The 19,563-nt window shown below is 62.4% G+C and carries 17 protein-coding genes; 1 reads left to right on the forward strand and 16 read right to left on the reverse strand.

The genetic code is table 11. The features are described from left to right. The first annotated feature begins 58 nt into the window (after positions 1–58). Positions 59–1,564 carry a sensor domain-containing diguanylate cyclase gene (locus K5E37_RS18020; RefSeq protein WP_221534736.1) on the forward strand — a complete coding sequence of 502 codons (1,506 nt, stop codon included), beginning with the start codon at positions 59–61 and terminating at the stop codon, positions 1,562–1,564. A gap of 61 nt (positions 1,565–1,625) precedes the next feature. Here the strand turns inward: K5E37_RS18020 and lpxC are convergent, their stop codons facing one another. The 16 genes from lpxC to mraZ form a co-directional block, all read right to left on the reverse strand. After that, positions 1,626–2,537, reverse strand: coding sequence for a UDP-3-O-acyl-N-acetylglucosamine deacetylase (gene lpxC / locus K5E37_RS18025; RefSeq protein ID WP_007956752.1), 912 nt, complete (start codon positions 2,535–2,537; stop codon positions 1,626–1,628). 112 nt (positions 2,538–2,649) lie between these two features. Next, entirely contained in the window at positions 2,650–3,846 is a 1,197-nt protein-coding gene (gene ftsZ, locus K5E37_RS18030; RefSeq protein ID WP_085606919.1) for a cell division protein FtsZ, read from the reverse strand. 67 nt (positions 3,847–3,913) lie between these two features. Then, entirely contained in the window at positions 3,914–5,173 is a 1,260-nt protein-coding gene (ftsA, locus tag K5E37_RS18035) for a cell division protein FtsA (protein ID WP_127799830.1), read from the reverse strand. A 15-nt stretch (positions 5,174–5,188) separates the two neighbouring features. Then, positions 5,189–6,055 (reverse strand): cell division protein FtsQ/DivIB, encoded by an 867-nt coding sequence (locus tag K5E37_RS18040; RefSeq protein ID WP_007956757.1) that lies wholly within the window; start codon positions 6,053–6,055, stop codon positions 5,189–5,191. Between the two features lie 4 nt (positions 6,056–6,059). Next, complete coding sequence (locus tag K5E37_RS18045) at positions 6,060–7,034, reverse strand: D-alanine--D-alanine ligase (protein ID WP_064383956.1); 975 nt, start codon at positions 7,032–7,034, stop codon at positions 6,060–6,062. Then, the gene (gene murC / locus K5E37_RS18050) at positions 7,031–8,491 is read right to left on the reverse strand and encodes a UDP-N-acetylmuramate--L-alanine ligase (protein WP_221534738.1); all 1,461 of its coding nucleotides are present in this window, start codon (positions 8,489–8,491) and stop codon (positions 7,031–7,033) included. The genes K5E37_RS18045 and murC overlap by 4 nt, the downstream gene beginning before the upstream one ends. Beyond that, positions 8,484–9,554 carry an undecaprenyldiphospho-muramoylpentapeptide beta-N-acetylglucosaminyltransferase gene (gene murG, locus K5E37_RS18055; RefSeq protein WP_011335863.1) on the reverse strand — a complete coding sequence of 357 codons (1,071 nt, stop codon included), beginning with the start codon at positions 9,552–9,554 and terminating at the stop codon, positions 8,484–8,486. Before murG ends, murC begins: the two co-directional genes overlap by 8 nt. After that, positions 9,544–10,761 carry a putative lipid II flippase FtsW gene (gene ftsW / locus K5E37_RS18060; protein ID WP_007956765.1) on the reverse strand — a complete coding sequence of 406 codons (1,218 nt, stop codon included), beginning with the start codon at positions 10,759–10,761 and terminating at the stop codon, positions 9,544–9,546. The genes murG and ftsW overlap by 11 nt, the downstream gene beginning before the upstream one ends. Beyond that, positions 10,758–12,104: a UDP-N-acetylmuramoyl-L-alanine--D-glutamate ligase gene (murD, locus tag K5E37_RS18065; RefSeq protein ID WP_221534739.1), complete on the reverse strand. Its 1,347-nt coding sequence runs from the start codon at positions 12,102–12,104 to the stop codon at positions 10,758–10,760. The genes ftsW and murD overlap by 4 nt, the downstream gene beginning before the upstream one ends. Positions 12,105–12,109: 5 nt before the next feature. Beyond that, complete coding sequence (mraY, locus tag K5E37_RS18070) at positions 12,110–13,192, reverse strand: phospho-N-acetylmuramoyl-pentapeptide-transferase (RefSeq protein WP_007956769.1); 1,083 nt, start codon at positions 13,190–13,192, stop codon at positions 12,110–12,112. After that, positions 13,192–14,559, reverse strand: a complete 1,368-nt coding sequence (murF, locus tag K5E37_RS18075; RefSeq protein ID WP_221534741.1) for a UDP-N-acetylmuramoyl-tripeptide--D-alanyl-D-alanine ligase — start codon at positions 14,557–14,559, stop codon at positions 13,192–13,194. The genes mraY and murF overlap by 1 nt, the downstream gene beginning before the upstream one ends. After that, positions 14,552–16,015, reverse strand: a complete 1,464-nt coding sequence (locus tag K5E37_RS18080; protein ID WP_221534743.1) for a UDP-N-acetylmuramoyl-L-alanyl-D-glutamate--2,6-diaminopimelate ligase — start codon at positions 16,013–16,015, stop codon at positions 14,552–14,554. Before K5E37_RS18080 ends, murF begins: the two co-directional genes overlap by 8 nt. Beyond that, positions 16,015–17,754 (reverse strand): penicillin-binding protein 2, encoded by a 1,740-nt coding sequence (locus K5E37_RS18085; protein WP_170929382.1) that lies wholly within the window; start codon positions 17,752–17,754, stop codon positions 16,015–16,017. The genes K5E37_RS18080 and K5E37_RS18085 overlap by 1 nt, the downstream gene beginning before the upstream one ends. Next, complete coding sequence (ftsL, locus tag K5E37_RS18090) at positions 17,754–18,047, reverse strand: cell division protein FtsL (protein ID WP_007956777.1); 294 nt, start codon at positions 18,045–18,047, stop codon at positions 17,754–17,756. Before ftsL ends, K5E37_RS18085 begins: the two co-directional genes overlap by 1 nt. After that, positions 18,044–18,991 carry a 16S rRNA (cytosine(1402)-N(4))-methyltransferase RsmH gene (gene rsmH / locus K5E37_RS18095; RefSeq protein WP_039766256.1) on the reverse strand — a complete coding sequence of 316 codons (948 nt, stop codon included), beginning with the start codon at positions 18,989–18,991 and terminating at the stop codon, positions 18,044–18,046. Before rsmH ends, ftsL begins: the two co-directional genes overlap by 4 nt. Further along, positions 18,988–19,443 carry a division/cell wall cluster transcriptional repressor MraZ gene (mraZ, locus tag K5E37_RS18100; RefSeq protein WP_007917012.1) on the reverse strand — a complete coding sequence of 152 codons (456 nt, stop codon included), beginning with the start codon at positions 19,441–19,443 and terminating at the stop codon, positions 18,988–18,990. Before mraZ ends, rsmH begins: the two co-directional genes overlap by 4 nt. Positions 19,444–19,563 lie beyond the last annotated feature (120 nt).

Genomic DNA, 19,563 nt, shown 5'->3' on the forward strand with positions numbered 1-19,563 from the left:
CTGTGGCAGCGAAGCGGGTACAACTACGCTTACAAGAATCCCTTACCGAAACCGAACCATGATCGCGAGCCGCACCCCTACCGTTTCCGGCACGACCGGACGCTCCGAGCTGCTGCTGATCCTCGGCAGCCTGCTGAGCGTGATCGCGATTGTGTGCATCGTCACGTTCCTGCTGATCCGCGAACACGCCAACGCGCAGGAATCGGCCACCCGGGGCGCCACCACCATCGCCCAGTTGATCGACGCCGACGTGCTGCGCACCGTCGAGCTGTACGACCTGACGCTGCAAGGGCTGATCGCCGCCGCCCAGCGTGACGACCTGAAAGACGTGTCGCCACAGATCCGTCATCTGGCGCTGTTCGACCGCTCCACCACGGCGCGCTTCAAGGGCGACATCCTGTTGCTCGACAAGTATGGCGACGTGATTGCCGACTCCTCGCGGGTCGATCCGCTGCCGGGCAATTTCGCCGACCGCGACTACTTTCTCGCCCACGCCTTCAAGCGCGACACCGGCATGTTCATCAGCCGTCCGTTCAAACCCCGCTGCGATTGCGATGACGCGAACCAGTGGCGAATCAGTTTCAGTCGGCGCATCTCTTCGGACACCGGCGAGTTTCTGGGCGTGGCCGTGGCGTCGATGAAACTGGATTACTTCGATCAACTGTTCAACAGCCTCGACATCGGCATCGACAGCACCCTCAACATCATCAACAACGACGGCATCCTGCTGGCACAGAAGCCTTATCTGCAAAGCGATTCGATCGGCAAGAGCTTTGCTGCCCGGCCCAATGTGGTGCGGATCCTGCGCGACAGCAACGGCAATGGCAGTTTCAACAGCATTTCGAGCATGGATTATCAGCAACGGCTGTACACCTATTCGCGGGTCGGCAATCTGCCGCTGACGGTGATCGTTGCCCTGTCCAGCGAGGAAGTGTTCGGCGCGTGGCGACGCACGGCGATCCTGATCAGCGGTGCCACCGGCGTGCTGTGTGCCGGCCTGCTATGGCTGACCTGGCTGTTGGCCCGGGAGCTGCGCCTGCGCCAGCGGGCCGAACGCGAACTGGCGCAACTGGCGGCGACCGATGCCCTGACCGGGGTCGCCAACCGGCGGATGCTCGATCAGTCGCTGCGCCACGAGTGGTTCCGCGCCCAGCGCTCGGCCAAGCCGCTGTCATTGCTGATGATCGATGCCGACCACTTCAAGGCCTTCAACGACCGGCACGGACACCAGGCCGGGGATCAGGCGTTGCGTGAACTCGCGAGGGTAATCACCTCCAATGTGCGGCGCCCGGCGGACCTGGTGGCGCGGTATGGCGGTGAGGAGTTTTCGGTGATTCTCGCGGAAACCGACAGCGTCGGGGCGCAGCAGATCGCCGAGCACATTCGCGCAGCGGTGGAACAACTGCCAAGCGTCAATGAAGACCGGTCACCGATGACCGTAAGCATCGGCATCAGCACCTGGACGGCGACGAGCGAGATCAGCCTGGAGCAGCTGTTGTTCGCGGCGGACAAGGCGTTGTATCAGGCCAAGGAAGGTGGGCGAAACCGGGTCGTGGTGGCCTGAAAACAGGCATAAAAAAAGGCCACCCAAAGGTGGCCTTCAAAAAACTAGAGAGGCTTTTTACTTACACCGCCGCAACCGGGCGCATGTAAGAGATTGGTGCAGTGCTGGCGTCTTCGAACGTCACGACTTCCCAGGCATCTTTCTGCTCAATCAACTTGCGCAGCAGCTGGTTGTTCAGTGCGTGGCCGGACTTGAAGCCCTTGAACTCACCAATCAGGCTGTTGCCCAGCAGGTACAGGTCGCCAATCGCATCGAGGATCTTGTGCTTCACGAATTCGTCTTCATAGCGAAGGCCGTCTTCGTTCAGTACGCCATCGGCATCGACCACGATCGCGTTTTCCACGCTGCCGCCGAGTGCGAGGTTGTGCTTGCGCAGGTACTCGATGTCACTCATGAAACCGAAAGTACGGGCGCGGCTGACTTCTTTTACGAACGAAGTGCTGGAAAAATCCACGCTTGCACTTTGGGTGCGGTCCCGGAAAACCGGGTGATCGAAATCGATCTCGAAGCTCACCTTGAACCCTTCGAAAGGGACGAAAGTGGCGCGCTTGTCGCCGTCTTCCACTGTCACTTCACGCAGGATGCGGATGAATTTCTTGGCGGCGTCCTGTTCTTCCAGGCCAGCCGATTGAATCAGGAATACGAAAGGTCCTGCGCTGCCATCCATGATCGGGACTTCAGACGCGGAGAGCTCGACGTAGGCGTTATCGATGCCCAGGCCAGCCATGGCCGAGAGCAAGTGCTCCACCGTGTCTACCTTCACGTCACCGTTGACCAGCGTCGTCGACATGGTTGTCTCGCCGACGTTGGCCGCACGAGCCGGTATCTCGACAACCGGATCGAGATCGGCACGACGAAAGACGATCCCGGTGTCGACAGGTGCAGGCTTGAGGGTCAGGTAAACCTTCTCCCCGGAGTGCAGACCTACACCGGTGGCACGGATAATATTTTTCAGTGTGCGTTGTTTAATCATGGCATGGGCCGCTTCAGCGCAAATTGCGAACTGGTATCAACAAAGGCTGGCGATGATAGCAGACCGAGCCTTTGCTGAACACCAATCACCTGAATACCCCTGATACATTTCATCAATCGGCCTGACGACGCAGGAAAGCCGGGATGTCCAGGTAGTCCAGGTCATCTTGCGGATTCATCTTCGCGGCAGTCGCAGCACCGGCCTGAGCCTGGTTGCGCATGACGGTCGGACGGTCCAGGTCACGGTAGTTCACCGCTGGCTGCTCCTGACGAGCGGGTGCCGGTTGCTGCACTTGAGCAGCCGCCATCGAGGTGTGAACGGTGTTGTCGATGACCTTCACAGGCTTCTCGATTTTCGCGCCCAGACCGGTGGCAACCACGGTCACGTGCAGTTCGTCGCGCATGTCCGGATCGATAACGGTACCGACCTTTACCATCGCGTGCTCGGAAGCGAAGGCTTCGATGATCGAACCCACGTCGGAGTACTCACCCAGGGACAGGTCAGGACCGGCAGTGATGTTCACCAGGATGCCGCGTGCGCCTTGCAGGTTCACGTCTTCCAGCAGCGGGTTGCGGATGGCCGCTTCGGTCGCTTCACGTGCACGGTTCGGACCGCTGGCGCAGCCAGTGCCCATCATCGCCATGCCCATTTCGCTCATCACGGTGCGTACGTCGGCGAAGTCGACGTTGATCATGCCCGGACGCTTGATGATGTCGGAGATACCGCGAACGGCACCGGCCAGTACGTCGTCAGCCTTGGCGAAAGCCGACAGCAGGCTTGCGTCCTTGCCGAGGATGGTCAGCAGTTTTTCGTTCGGAATGGTGATCAGCGAGTCGACGCTTTCCGAGAGCATGCGGATGCCTTCGTCGGCGATCTGCATACGCTTGCGGCCTTCGAACGGGAACGGACGGGTCACGACCGCAACGGTCAGGATGCCCATTTCCTTGGCCACTTCGGCGATGATCGGCGCAGCACCGGTACCGGTACCACCACCCATGCCGGTGGTGATGAACACCATGTTGGTGCCCTGCAGGACTTCGGCAATGCGCTCACGGTCTTCGAGAGCGGCCTGACGACCTACTTCAGGGTTGGCGCCGGCGCCCAGGCCTTTGGTCACGCCGGTGCCCAGTTGCAGAATGGTGCGCGCGCCGATGTTTTTCAGCGCTTGAGCATCGGTGTTGGCGCAGATGAATTCCACGCCTTCGATGTTGCTCTTGACCATGTGGTTGACAGCGTTGCCGCCGCCACCGCCAACACCGATAACTTTGATTACCGGGCTTGCGGGGATGTTGTCTACGAGTTCGAACATTTTCCCTCTCCTTACATTCTCTAGTTTTTTCGCCTACTGCTGTTTGTTGCGGTGCTGCGGTAAAGCGTTAGAAGTTGCCTTGAACCCACTTCTTCAAACGGTCCAGCAACGGCGCCTGCGGCTCATCGTTGCTGTAGCTGTCGCGGCTGCCGATGCCCGAGAACGAGATCCCGTCGGACTGCTTCTGCAGGCCGTACATCAACAAGCCAACGCCAGTGGAATAAATCGGGTTGCGTACCACGTCATCCAGACCTTTCACGCCATGCGGCACGCCCAGGCGGACCGGCATGTGGAAGATCTCTTCGGCAAGTTCAGTGGCGCCTTCCATCTTCGAAGTACCACCGGTCAGCACGATGCCGGCCGGGATCAGGTCTTCGTAGCCGCTGCGACGCAGCTCGGCCTGGATCAGGGTGAACAGTTCGTCGTAACGCGGCTCGACCACTTCGGCCAGGGCCTGACGGGACAGTTCGCGCGGCGGACGGTCGCCGACGCTCGGCACCTTGATGGTCTCGCCGGCACCGGCCAGTTTGGCCAGGGCGCAGGCGTAGCGGATCTTGATCTCTTCGGCGTACTGGGTCGGGGTGCGCAACGCCATGGCGATGTCGTTGGTCACCTGGTCACCGGCAATCGGGATCACGGCCGTGTGGCGGATCGCGCCTTCGGTGAAGATCGCGATGTCGGTGGTGCCGCCGCCGATGTCGACCAGGCATACGCCCAGCTCTTTCTCGTCGTCGGTCAGAACCGAGTAGGCCGAGGCCAGTTGCTCGAGAATGATGTCGTCGATTTCCAGGCCGCAGCGGCGCACGCATTTTTCAATGTTCTGTGCGGCGTTGACGGCGCAAGTGACCACGTGAACCTTGGCTTCCAGACGTACGCCGGACATGCCCAGCGGCTCGCGCACGCCTTCCTGGTTATCGATCACGTAATCCTGCGGCAAGGTGTGCAGCACTCGCTGGTCGGCCGGGATCGCCACGGCCTGGGCAGCGTCGAGTACGCGCTCCAGGTCAGCCGCACTGACTTCGCGATCACGGATCGCGACGATGCCGTGGGAGTTCAGGCTGCGGATGTGATTGCCCGCCACGCCGACGAATGCCGAGTGAATGCGGCAGCCCGCCATCAACTGGGCTTCCTCGATCGCGCGCTGGATCGACTGCACGGTGGACTCGATGTTGACCACCACGCCTTTTTTCAGGCCGCGGGACGGATGAGTGCCGATCCCGACGATATCGAGCGTGCCGTCGTCCGCAACCTCGCCGACCAGCGCCACCACCTTGGAGGTGCCGATATCGAGACCGACGATCATTTTGCCGCTTTGCACGTTTGCCATGGGTCCTGCCTCTTCTTAATTCTTTGCGACAGCGGGTTGGGCTGTCGTCGGCGCTACTGGTTCCCGCCAGCCAACAGCGAGGCCGTTGGCATAGCGCAGATCGATGCGCGCAATGTTCGTAATCTGTTCTTTGAGCGTCTTGTCATAGATGGCAATGAAGCGGCGCATCTTTTCCACCAGGTTGCCGCGTCCCAGCAGCAGCTCGATCCCGGGGCCGGAACTGCCGGCACCGGTGGTCAGGAACCAGCTGCCACGTTCACGCAGCTCGAGCCGCGCAATCGAGAAGCCCAATGGCCGGAGCATCTGGCTCAGCACCTGGTATTGCTGCATCACTTGCTGCTGGGCCCGCTGCGGACCGAACAGCTGCGGCAGGTGTTCGTAGTTCGCCAGTTCCTTGGGCGTGAACGCCTGGCCCTGGTTGTTGAGCAACGACTCGTCGCCCCAGCGGGCCACCGGCAGTTGCTCTTCGAGGCGGATCACCACCTGGTCCGGCCACACCCGACGTACTTCGGCGTGGGCGATCCACGGCATCTGTTCCAGCTCGGTGCGCATGCTCGCCAGGTCGATGGTGAAGAAGCTCGACGCCACGTAAGGGGCGATCCGCTGCTGCACCGCTTGCTGGCTGATGTAACTCAGGTCGCCCTGCACGGCGATCTTGGTGATCGGCCGGTCGGCGTACGGCAGCAAACGCTGTGCGCCTTCGTAAGTGCCGAACCCCAGGGCCACCAGCAGCACCGGCCAGAACAGACCTTTCAAAAAGCCGAAGTTGGCTTTTGGCAGGCGCGCGGACATCGGCTCTTTGGCCACCATTCGGCTGGCACCCCGCGGCACCGGCTTGCGGCCGGGTGCGGGTGGCTGATGTCTGAGCTGTGCGCCTTGCATGGTCTTAACCTCGCGCCTCTTTCTTGCCGTCGGCATCGACACTGGCGGCCAGAATGGCCAGGACCAGCTGCTGGAAATCCAGACCGGCCGCTTTCGCCGCCATCGGTACCAGGCTGTGATCGGTCATGCCGGGAGCGGTGTTGACTTCCAGGAACCAGAACTTGCCGTCGGCGTCCTGCATCACGTCCGCCCTGCCCCAACCGGCAATACCCAGCGCCTCGCAGGCTTGCGCCGTGAGGTCCATGAGTTCTTTTTCCTTGGCGGCATCGAGCCCGCACGGAATCCGATACTGGGTATCGTTGGCGATGTACTTGGCGTCGTAGTCGTAGAACGTGTGTGGCGTACCCAGGGCGATAGGAGGCAACACCTGGTCACGCAGGGTGGCGATGGTGAACTCCGGACCGTGGATCCATTGCTCGACCAACACTTGCGAATCGTAGGTACTGGCCGCTTTCCATGCGTCGATCAACTCGGACGCGGAAGTCACTTTGGCCATCCCGATACTTGAACCTTCATGCGCCGGTTTGACGATCAAAGGGAAGCCCAGTTCCGTCGCTGCCGAAATACAATCGGCCTCGCTGCGCAGCACAGCGTGACGCGGCGTCGGAATCCCTAGCGTGTGCCAGACCTGCTTGGTGCGCAGTTTGTCCATCGCCAGTGCCGAAGCCAGGATGCCGCTGCCGGTGTACGGAATGCCGGCCACTTCGAGCAGGCCCTGCATGCTGCCGTCTTCACCGCCACGACCGTGGAGGATGATGAACGCGCGGTCGATCTTTTCACTCAGCAGGCGCTGCAGAATATCGGCGCCGACGTCGATGCCGAACGCGTCCACACCCGCGCTTTGCAGCGCAGTGAGCACGGCGTTGCCGGACTTCAGCGAGACTTCACGCTCGGCACTCAGGCCACCGAACAGCACGGCCACACGGCCGAAATCCTTCGGGGCGATGGTGGAAAACAGATTGGCGTAGGCAGCAGTCATTTCAACTTCCCCTCGACCGATGCCGCCACGGCACCGGCGAACAACTCGCTTTTCAACAGTTTCGGTGCGAGACCGCCGATATCACCGGCGCCCTGGCACAGCAGAATGTCGCCGGCACGCAGCAGCGGCTTGACCACCGGCGCCAGGTCGACGCCGCGCTCGATGTAGATCGGGTCGAGCTGACCGCGCTGGCGAATGCTGTTGCACAGCTTGCGGCTGTCGGCACCCGGGATCGGCTCTTCGCCGGCCGGATAGACTTCCATCAGCAACAGCACGTTGGCGTCGGCCAGTACATTGACGAAATCGTCGTACAGGTCGCGGGTGCGGCTGTAGCGGTGCGGCTGGTAGACCATCACCAGACGGCGCTCTGGCCAGCCACCGCGCACGGCCTTGATCACGGCTGCGACTTCGGTCGGGTGGTGACCGTAGTCGTCGACCAGCATCACGCTGCCGCCGTCCACCGGCAGTTCGCCGTAGACCTGGAAGCGTCGGCCGACACCCTGGAACCCGGACAGGCCCTGGACGATGGCTTCATCGCTGACGCCTTCGTCGGTGGCGATGCAGATGGTGGCCAGCGCGTTGAGCACGTTGTGGTTGCCCGGCATGTTCACGGACACATCCAATGGCTCACGCTCAGGGCGCAGAACGGTGAAGAAGGTCTGCATGCCCTGCTGGCGCACATTGATCGCGCGCACGTCGGCTTCTTCGCTGAAGCCATAGGTGACGACCGGGCGTTTGACCTGCGGCAGGATTTCACGCACCACCGGGTCGTCCAGGCACACCACCGCCAGACCGTAGAACGGCAGGTTGTGCAGGAACTCGACGAAGGTTTTCTTCAGTTTGTTGAAGTCGCCGTCGTAGGTCGCCATGTGGTCGGCGTCGATGTTGGTGACCACGGCCACCAGCGGTTGCAGGTGCAGGAAGCTCGCGTCGCTTTCATCGGCTTCGGCGATCAGGTAACGGCTGGTGCCGAGCTGGGCATTGGTGCCCGCGGCATTCAGACGGCCACCGATGACGAAGGTCGGATCCAGGCCACCGGCCGCGAACACCGAAGCGATCAGGCTGGTGGTGGTGGTCTTGCCGTGGGTACCGGCGACGGCGATGCCGTGACGGTAGCGCATCAGTTCGGCGAGCATCTCGGCACGCGGCACCACCGGGATGCGGCGTTCCAAAGCGGTCGCCACTTCCGGGTTGGAAGTGTTGACGGCGCTCGACACCACCAGCACATCGGCGGCCGCGGCGTTCTCGGCACGGTGGCCGATGAAGATCTGTGCACCGAAGGATTCCAGGCGCTCGGTCACCGGCGAAGCTTTCAGGTCCGAACCGGACACATCATAGCCCAGGTTCAGCAGCACTTCGGCAATACCGCACATGCCCACGCCGCCGATCCCGACGAAGTGGATGCGACGGATGCGGCGCATTTCCGGTTGCGGCATGGCTTTCTGATTCTCAACCATGGGCCACCTCCAGACAGGTATCGACCACGCTTCGGGTGGCTTCGGGTTTCGCCAGACGGCGGGCCGCTTGGGCCATTTGTTCGAGTCGTTGCGGTTGCATCAAGACCTCTGTCAGGCGCGCGGCAAGGTCCGCGGCGCCAGTCGTTCTTTGCGGCATCAGGAAGGCAGCGCCTTCGCGGGCCAAATAATCGGCGTTGCGGGTCTGGTGATCGTCGATCGCGTGGGGCAAGGGCACCAGCATCGAGGGCAGACCGGCGGCGGCCAGTTCGCTGATGGTCAATGCGCCGGCGCGGCACACCACCAGGTCAGCCCAGCCATAGGCCTGGGCCATGTCTTTGATGAACGGCTGCACCTGCGCATCCACGCCGGCGGCGCGGTAGCGCTCTGCAGTCACTTCATCGTGGTTTCTGCCAGCCTGATGGAACACTTCCGGACGCAAGTCGGCAGCGACTTGTGCCAGGGCTTCAGGCAGCAACTTGTTCAACGGCTCTGCGCCCAGGCTTCCGCCCAGGATCAGCAAACGCGCCTTGCGTCCGGCCAGGGCCGGGCGCGGTGTTTCGAGGAACAGCTCGCTGCGCACCGGGTTACCGGTGGTACGGCGGCTGTCCGACAGGGTAAAGGTGTCGGGGAAGGCTTCACACACCCGGGCGGCGAACGGCACCAGCAACCGATTGGCGGTGCCGGCCACGGCGTTCTGCTCATGAACGATCACCGGCACGCCGGCCAGTTTGGCGGCAAGACCACCGGGGCCGGTCACATAGCCGCCGAATCCGACCACGCACACCGGACGCAAGCGGCGAATGATCGCCCGCGCCTGCCACACCGATTTCAGCAGCATGAACGGCGCCTTGAGCAACGACAGCTTGCCCTTGCCGCGCAGGCCAGTGGCGTTGATGCGGTGCAGTTCAAGACCCGCCGCCGGCACCAGATCGTTTTCGATCCCGCGCGGCGTGCCGAGCCAGTGCACGGTGTAGCCGCGCGCCTGGAATTCGCGGGCACAGGCCAGCGCCGGGAACACGTGGCCACCGGTGCCGCCGGCCATGATCAATACGTTAGCGCCCATGGTTCGGCTCCTCGGCGAAGTCGCTCTCATGGAATTCCATCTCTTCACTGCCCAGGTGGGTCCGGCTCTCCCACTCGATCCTCAGCAACAAGCCAAGGCAGGCGCAGCAGATCACCAGGGAACTGCCGCCATAACTGAGGAACGGCAAGGTCAGGCCCTTGGTCGGCAGCAGGCCGACGTTCACGCCGATGTTGATCAGGAACTGGCCGATCCACAGGAACGACAGACCGTAGGCCACATAAGCGGCAAAAAACTGTTTGGCTTTCTCGGCCCACAGACCGATGTACATGCCGCGAATACACACGAACACGAACAGTGCCACGGTGCACAGCGAACCCACGGCACCGAGCTCTTCGGCCAGGACCGAGAACACGAAGTCGGTGTGCGCTTCCGGCAGGTAGAACTGCTTCTGCACGCTGTTGCCCAGGCCAACGCCCAGCCATTCACCGCGACCGAATGCGATCAAGGCTTGGGACAACTGATAACCGGCGCCGAACTGGTCGGCCCACGGGTCGGCGAAGTTGGTCAGACGCGCCATCCGGTACGGCTGCATCTGAATCAGCAACACCACCGCACCGACGGCCAGCACCACCATCAGCGAGAAGCGGAACAGCCCGACCCCGCCGAGGAACAGCATCGCCGCCGCAGCGCCCATCATCACGACGGTGGCTCCGAAGTCCGGCTCCATCAGCAACAGGCCCGCCATCGGCAGCAGCACGATGAACGGTTTGAAGAAGCCCATCCAGCTCTCGCGCACTTCTTTCTGACGACGCACCAGATAACCGGCCAGGTAGATCACCACGAACACCTTGGCAATCTCGGAGGGCTGAACGTTGAAGAAGCTGAAACCGATCCAGCGCATCGAGCCGTTCACCTCACGGCCGATCCCCGGGATGATCACCATCACCAGCAGACCGAACGCACCGATCAGCATCAGCCAGCCCAGTCGCTGCCAGGTGGCGATCGGGATCATCATGGTGACGACGCACGCGCCCAGGCCCAGCACCACGTAGATCAGGTGACGAGTCATGTAATAAAGAGCACTGCCCGACTGCGCCGCGCCGACTTCTGTCGAGGCCGAAGCAATCATGATCAGGCCCAGGCCGAGCAACGCCAGGCAACCGGCGAGCATCGGGAAGTCGAGGTCGATCCCGCGTCCGGTGATCAGCGGCGACGGGTATGGCTTGATGATGTTTCTCAAGCTCATGCCAGATCCTCCACGGCGCGGACGAACTGGTGACCACGGTCTTCGTAGTTCTTGAACATGTCGAAACTGGCGCAGGCCGGCGACAGCAGCACCACGTCACCCGGTTGGGCGGCGGCGCGGCATTGGGCGACCGCGTCGACCAGCGTGGTCGCGCGAATCAGCGGCACGGCATCGCCGATCGCTTCGCCGATCTTGTCGGAGTCGCGGCCCATCAGGATCACGGCGCGGCAATGGGCGGCCACCGGATCGCGCAGGTCCTTGAATTCGGCACCCTTGCCGTCGCCACCGGCGATCAGCACGACCTTACCGTCGATGTCCGCGCCCAGGCCTTCAATGGCCGCCAGTGCGGCGCCAACGTTGGTGGCCTTGGAATCGTTGTAGTAACCGACGCCGTCCAGATCACGCACCCACTGGCAACGGTGTTCGAGACCGGCGAAGGTGCGCAGCGCTGCCAGCATGGCGTCGAACGGCAGCCCGACCGCGTGGCCGAGCGCCAGCGCCGCCAGGGCGTTGGACTGGTTGTGGGCGCCGCGAATCTTCAGTTCGCGCACCGGCATCAGGTTCTGGAATTCGAAGGCCAGGTATTTCTCGCCATTCTCTTCGCGCAGACCGAGGGCCTTGAAATCGGGTTTGGTCAGGCCGAAGGTCCAGCACGGCTGGCCCTCGCCCATCAGCGGCCGGGTCAAGGCGTCCTGACGGTTGACCACGAACTGCTTGGCACCACGGAAGATCCGGTGCTTGGCCAGGTGATAGGCCGGCAGACCGCTGTAGCGGTCCATGTGGTCTTCGCTGATGTTGAGCACGGTCGCCACTTCGGCGTTGAGCTGGTCAGTGGTTTCCAGCTGGAAGCTCGACAGCTCCATCACGTACAGCTCGACGTCGTCGCTGAGCAGATCCAGCGCCGGCGTACCGAGGTTGCCGCCCACGGCCACGCGTTTGCCGGCCGCAGCCGCCATCTCGCCGACCAGGGTGGTGACGGTGCTTTTTGCGTTGGAACCGCTGATGGCCACGATCGGCGCCTTCGCGTTACGCGCGAACAGCTCGATGTCGCCGGACAGCTTCACGCCACGGGCCGCGGCGGCTTGCAGGGCCGGGGTCGCCAGCGCCAGGCCGGGGCTCACGTAGAGCTCGTCGGCACGGCACAGGAATTCGACGTCCAGCTCGCCACAACGCACTTCCACGTGCGGATAGTCACGCTGGAGCGTGGCCAGTTCCGGTGGATTTTCCCGCGTGTCGGCCACAGCAAACGCCACGCCCCGGTTCGCCAGGAAGCGAACCAGGGACATGCCGCTCTTGCCGAGGCCGACAACGATGCGGAAGTGGTCAGAAGCGATCAGAGACACTCGTTCTACCTCAGCTTCAGGGTGGCAAGGCCGATCAGCACGAGAATCACGGTGATGATCCAGAAACGGACGATCACGCGCGGCTCGGGCCAGCCCTTGAGTTCAAAGTGGTGGTGAATCGGTGCCATGCGGAACACACGGCGACCGGTCAGCTTAAAGGACGCAACCTGAATGACGACTGACAGGGTTTCCATCACGAACACGCCGCCCATGATGAACAGGACGATTTCCTGACGGACGATCACCGCGATGGTGCCCAGGGCCGCGCCCAGTGCCAGTGCGCCGACGTCACCCATGAAGACTTGCGCCGGGTAGGTGTTGAACCACAGGAAGCCCAGGCCGGCACCGATCAGCGCACCGCAGAACACGATCAGCTCGCCTGCGCCGGGTACGTAAGGGATCAGCAGGTATTCAGCGAATTTCACGTTACCCGACAGGTAGCAGAAGATGCCCAGGCCACCGCCGACCATCACTGTCGGCATGATCGCCAGACCGTCGAGGCCGTCGGTGAGGTTGACCGCGTTGCTCGAACCGACGATCACGAAGTACGTCAGCACGATGAAGCCTGCGCCCAGCGGAATGCTGTAGTCCTTGAGCATCGGCAGGATCAGGGTGGTTTCCACCGGAGTGCTGGCAGTCATATAAAGGAAGATCGCCGCACCGAGGCCGAACACCGATTGCCAGAAATACTTCCAGCGACTCGGCAGACCACGGGAGTTCTTCTCGATCACCTTGCGGTAGTCGTCGACCCAGCCGATGGCGCCGAACAGCAGGGTCACCAGCAACACGACCCACACGTAGCGGTTGCTCAGGTCAGCCCACAGCAGGGTGCTGACGCCGATCGAAGACAGAATCAGCGCGCCACCCATGGTCGGCGTACCGGATTTGGACAGGTGCGATTGCGGGCCGTCATTACGAACCGACTGACCGATCTGACGGTTCTGCAGGGTGCGGATCATCCACGGGCCGTAGCACAGCGACAAGACCAGCGCGGTCAGCACACCGAGAATCCCGCGCAGGGTCAGGTACTGGAAGACCGCGAAGCCTTTGTAGAACTGTTGCAGATACTCCGCTAGCAGCAGCAGCATTAATGTTTCTCCAGACTGGACCCGCACAGGGCCGCAACGATGTTTTCCATCGCTGCGCTGCGCGAACCCTTGATCAAAATGGTGGTGTTTGTGTCCTGCTCGGCGCCGAGGGCCTGGATCAGTTCGGCCTGTGTGCCGAAGTGATGCGCCTCGTTACCGAATGCGTTCACGGCGTGGACCATGTTCGGCCCGACGGCGTAAAGCGCGGAAACCTTGCCCCGGGCGTATTCGCCCACGTCGCGGTGCCCCTGCTCCGCCCAGTCGCCCAACTCGCCGATATCCCCGAGCACCAGGACGGTGCGACCGGAAAAGCCGGCGAGTATATCAACGGCCGCGCACATCGAGGTGGGGTTCGCGTTGTAAGTGTCATCGATCACGCGCATGCCGTTTTTCGCCAGTTGCGCGACGGTGCGACCCTTGACCGGTTGTACCGCGCCAAGCCCGGTGGCAATGCCGAACAGCGACACGCCCAAAGCGTGAGCGGCAGCGGCGGCGGCCATGGCGTTGGCGACGTTGTGGGTGCCGAGCAGGTTCAGTTGAACCCGTTCCACACCTTCAGGACTGTGCAGGTTGAACGCCGGGCAGCCACGGGCATCGGTGGCCAGGTCGCTGGCGTAAAAATCCGCCTGAGTGTTGCTCAGGGCAAACGTCAGCACCTTGCGCGCGCCGGCGCGGGTTTTCCAGATGCCAAACGCCTTGTCATCGAGGTTCAGCACGGCGACGCCGTCGGCCGCCAGCCCTTCGATGATTTCGCCCTTGGCTTCGACGATTTTCTCCGGCCCGCCGAACTCACCGACATGGGCGGTCCCGGCGTTGTTGAGGATCGCCACGTGCGGCTTGGTCAGCCCGACGGTGTAAGCGATTTCACCCAGGCGCGAGGCGCCCAGTTCGATCACCGCCGCGCTGTGTTCCGGGGCGAGTTCGAGCAGGGTCAGCGGTACGCCGAGGTCGTTGTTCAGGTTGCCACGGGTCGCGTGCACCGAACCGCGCGTGCGCAGGATGCTCGCGAGCATTTCCTTGACCGTGGTCTTGCCGCTGGAACCGGTAACGGCCGCGACCGGTTTGGTGAACGCGGCACGGTTCAAGGCACCCAACTGGCCGAGGGCCTGGCGGGTGTCCTTGACCAGCAATTGCGGCAGCGCGCTGTCGGCGACTTCGCGCTCGACCAATGCCGCAACGGCGCCTTTGGCGGCGACTTCATTCAGATAGTCATGACCGTCGAAACGCGGACCGGTCAGGGCGATAAACAGTTGGCCAGCCTTGATCGCGCGGCTGTCGATGCTCACGCCGTCAAAACTGGCGTCGGCGCTGATCAGACGGGCGTCAAGCGCGTTGGTCAGTTCGCTGAGTTTCAGGGCCTTAAGCATGGGCCACCTCCCACGCGGTCAGGGCGTGATCCGCCTCGACCAGATCGGAAAACGCATGGCGCTCGCCGTTGATTTCCTGATAGTCCTCATGACCTTTGCCGGCCAGAACGATCACGTCATCCGCCGAAGCACCGGCAATCAGTTGCGCGATGGCCTGGCCACGGCCAGCCACGAACGTCACGTTATCCACAGCCGTGAAGCCGGCGCGGATGTCATCGAAAATCACCGCCGGGTCTTCGGTGCGCGGATTGTCATCGGTGACCAGCACTCGGTCGGCCAGACGCTCGACCACTTCCGCCATCAGCGGACGCTTGCCGCGATCGCGATCACCGCCGCAGCCGAACAGGCACAGCAGCTGGCCTTTGACGTGCGGGCGCAACGCGGTCAGCACTTTTTCCAACGCGTCCGGGGTGTGGGCGTAATCGACCACCACCAGCGGCTGGGTGCCGCCGCCGAGACGCTGCATGCGTCCGGCCGGGCCTTCGAGTTTCGGCAACACCTTGAGGATTTCGTCGAGCGCGTAGTCGAGACCGAGCAAGGCGCCGACGGCGGCCAGTACGTTGCTAAGGTTGAAACGACCGAGCAGCGTGCTGCGCAGATGGTGCTCGCCCTGCGGCGTCACCAGCGTGGCACGCACGCCATGGTCGTCGAACTGCGCTTCACGCACATACAGATAGGCGCTGCTGTCGAGCAGGCTGTATGTGATCAGCCGCGACTCACGTTTTTCAGCGGCCAGTTGCCGGCCGAAATCGTCGTCGAGGTTGACCACGCGGCACTTCAGGTCATTCCAGGCGAACAGCCGGGCTTTGGCCTCGGCGTACGCTTCCATGGTGCCGTGGTAATCCAGGTGATCGCGGGACAGGTTGGTCATCACCGCCACATCGAATGCCAGCGCGGTAACCCGGTCTTGATCCAGACCGTGGGACGAGACTTCCATGGCCACGGCTTTCGCGCCGGCCTTTTTCAGGTCGCCCAGGGTCGCTTGCATGGCAATCGGATTCGGCGTGGTGTGCAGGCCGCTTTGCAGCGCGCCATGGAAACCGGAGCCGAGGGTGCCGACGATGCCGCAATGCTGGCCGAGCAGGTCCAGCGCCTGCGCTACCAGTTGGGTCACGCTGGTCTTGCCGTTGGTGCCGGTCACGCCGATCAGATTCAGGTGATGACTCGGCTCACCGTAAAAACGCCCGGCGATGTCCGACAGCTGCGCCGCCAGGCCCTTGACCGGAATCAGCGGCACTTCGGTGATTGGCAGCACGGTGGCGCCTTCCACTTCATAGGCCACGGCAGCAGCACCGCGCTGCAAGGCGTCGGCGATGTGCGCACGACCGTCGAACTTGCCGCCCGGCACCGCGAGGAACAGGTCACCCGCGCGTACGTTGCGACTGTCGAGCGCCAGTTCACGGATCAACAGATCGTGGCCGGCGTGAGGGAAAATCTTGTTCAGACTCAGAGACATCAGCCGCGCCCTCCATTGGCTTTCAGCGGAACGGCCGGGGTGGCGTTGGCCTGTTGTGTGGTCGGCAGGTTGTCCGGGGTGACGTTCATCAGGCGCAGAGTGCCCGACATCACGCGACTGAACACCGGCGCCGAGACCAGACCACCGAAGTAACCGGCCTTGGTCGGTTCATCGATCACCACGACGATTGCATAACGTGGATCGCTCATCGGGCCGAAGCCGGCGAACAGCGAGCGATAAGAGTTTTCGGCGTAGCCCTTGGTGCCGACCGATGTTTTACGCGCGGTACCGGACTTGCCGCCCACGTGATACGCCGGCACCTGCGCACGGAACACGCCGCGCGGGGCTTCGATCACTTGTTGCAGCATGCCTTGCATGGTTTTGGCGACGGCTTCCGGCAGCACCTGGGTGGTCTGCGGCGCCTTGTCGGTTTTGATCAGAGTCAACGGTGCGAGACGACCGTTGTTGGCCAGCGCCGAGAACGCATGCACCAGCTGGATCGCAGTCACCGAAATACCGTAGCCGTACGACAGCGTTGCGGTCTCGGCCTTGCGCCACTCGCGGTAGTTCGGCAGGTTGCCGACACGTTCGCCCGGGAAGCCGAGGCCGGTGTCCTGGCCGAGGCCGACTTTCTGTGCGAGGCGGAAAATGGTTTCGCCGCCAATGTCGAACGCGACCTTACTCATGCCGACGTTACTGGAATTGATCAGAATGCCGGTCAGGTCGAGTACCGGACCTTCGGTCTTCGATACGTCCTTGATCGTGTATTTGCCGATCTGCAGGGAGCCCGGATACACCTCGACGGTGTCACTCGGTTTCCAGCGGCCGGTTTCGATCGCGGCGCTCATCGAGATCGCCTTCATGGTCGAACCGGGTTCGAACACGTCGATCATCGCGCGGTTACGCATCATCGCCGGCTGCAGGTTGCGACGGTTGTTCGGGTTGTAGGTCGGCTGGTTGACCATCGCGAGAATCTCGCCGGTCTTCACGTCCATGATCACCAGACTGCCGGCCTTGGCGCCGTTCTCGATGATCGCGTTGCGCAGTTCACGGTTGGCCAGGTATTGCAGGCGCAGGTCAATCGACAACGCCAAGGGCTTGCCGGCCTTGGCGTTTTTGGTGACCTGGACATCCTTGATCAGCCGTCCGCGCCGATCCTTGATGACTTGCCGCTTGCCGGGCACGCCGGCCAGCCATTCATCGTAGGCCAGTTCGACGCCTTCACGACCGTGGTCATCGATGTCGGTGAAGCCGACCATGTGCGCCGTCACTTCACCGGCCGGATAGAACCGGCGGAATTCTTCGATGCCGTAGACACCTGGCACTTTCAGGTCGAGCACGGCCTGGCCCTGCTCGGGGGTCAACCCGCGCACCAGATAAATGAATTCTTTGTTGGCCTGGGCTTCGAGACGTTCGGCCAGGGCTTTCGGATCCTGCCCCAGCGCGGCAGCCAGTGCCGGCCACTTCTCTTTGGCGGTCTGCATTTCCTTGGCGTTCGCCCACAACGTGGTCACCGGGGTACTCACGGCCAAAGGCTCGCCGTTACGGTCGGTGATCAGACCACGGTGAGCCGGAATCGGAATGTGCCGAAGACTGCGCGCGTCGCCCTGACCTTTGAGGAAGTCACGGTCAACCACTTGCAGGTCAATGATGCGCCAGCAGATGGCTGCGACCATCACGCCGAGCAGTGCCACCATCAGACGGAAACGCCACGGGAAGAGAGCCCCCTCGAGTTTCATCATGGCGCCACCATCTTCACGTCAGCCGCGCCGGGGATGTGCATCTTCAGTTGTTCGGTGGCCAGCACTTCGATCCGGCTGTGGGCGGTCCAGGTGCTTTGCTCCAGAATCAGGCGCCCCCACTCGGCCTGCGCCTTGTCGCGCACGCTCAGTTCGTTGTAAAGGGTGTTGAGCAACTGCCGGTTCCAGTGGGCGCTGTAAGACACGCCGATGGCCGACACAAGCACGCCAATGAACAGCAGCAGCATGAAAAAGCTGCCGCCGGGCAGTGGCTTGGCGAAAAGCTTGCTCACCGCAGCTTCTCCGCGACGCGCATGACGGCGCTACGGGAACGTGGGTTGGCTTTGAGTTCGGCGTCGGAGGCCGTCTGCGCTTTGCCATGGACTTTGATTTTCGGTTCGAACGCAACGTGGCGAACCGGCAGGTTGCGCGGCAGGTTGTCGGCTTCGCCTTTCACCAGCTTGCGCATGAACAGTTTGACGATACGGTCTTCCAGCGAGTGGAAGCTGATCACGACCAGACGGCCGCCCACTTCCAGGCATTCGAGCGCGGCTTCAAGGCCCGCTTCCAGATCGCCCAGTTCGTTATTGACGTGAATGCGCAGGCCCTGGAAGGCGCGGGTTGCCGGGTTCTTGCCCTTTTCCCACGCCGGGTTGGCGACTTTCAGGACTTCGGCCAGATCGGCGGTGCGCTCGAACGGCGTGATGTCACGGCGCTCGGCCACGGCACGGGCCATGCGACCGGAGAAACGTTCTTCGCCGTATTCCTTGAACACACGGGCGATTTCTTCCACCGGCGCGGTGTTGACGAACTCGGCGGCGCTGATGCCACGGGACGGATCCATGCGCATGTCCAGCGGGCCGTCGTTGAGGAAACTGAAGCCGCGCTCGGCATCATCGAGCTGCGGCGAAGAGACGCCCAGATCCAGCAGAATGCCGCTGACCTTGCCGGCCAGACCCTGTTCGGCAACCACCGAACCGAGCTCGGCAAAGCTGCGCTGCACAACGACAAAGCGGCCGTCTTCGGCCGCTAGCGTTTGCCCGGTGGCAATCGCTTGAGGATCCTTGTCGAATCCGATGAGCCGACCATCCGGCCCAAGCTTGCTGAGGATCAACCGGCTGTGCCCGCCGCGCCCGAACGTGCCGTCCAGATAGCAGCCATCAGGACGTACGGCGAGAGCCTCGACGGCTTCGTCAAGCAGTACGGTGATGTGGTTAAAGCCGCTATCAATAGTCACAGGATCAGATCACGCAGTTCGTCAGGCATGGCGCCCGGTTGTTGTATGGCAGCCAGGTCAGCGGCAGAAACCGCGTTCCAGGCATCTTCGTCCCACAGTTGGAACTTGTTCAGTTGGCCCACCAGCATCGCGCGCTTGTCGAGCTTCGCGTATTCGCGCAGGCGCGGCGGCACCAGGAAACGACCACTGCCGTCGAGCTCGAGGTCAACGGCATTACCAATCAATAAACGTTGCAGACGACGGTTCTCTTCGCGAAGCGAAGGAAGCGCGCGCAACTTGGTTTCAATAATTTCCCACTCATCGAGCGGGTAGACACACAAACATGGATCAACGGCATCAATGGTCACGATCAACTGGCCGGAACTGCGCGAATCGAGCTCGTCACGGTACCGGCTCGGCATGGCGAGACGGCCCTTTGCGTCGAGACTGATAGCGTTAGCTCCGCGAAACACGTCTGCGTTTCTCCAATTTTTATCGTTTTGAGCTCAAAAAACCCACTTCATGCCACTTTCCGCCACTTGCGCACACTATAGGAATGCGCCCACCACACCGTCAAGGCGCGGATTAAAGGA

Origin of the sequence: Pseudomonas sp. RIT778, assembly GCF_019718735.1 — a bacterium.
Lineage (GTDB): Bacteria > Pseudomonadota > Gammaproteobacteria > Pseudomonadales > Pseudomonadaceae > Aquipseudomonas > Aquipseudomonas aphyarum.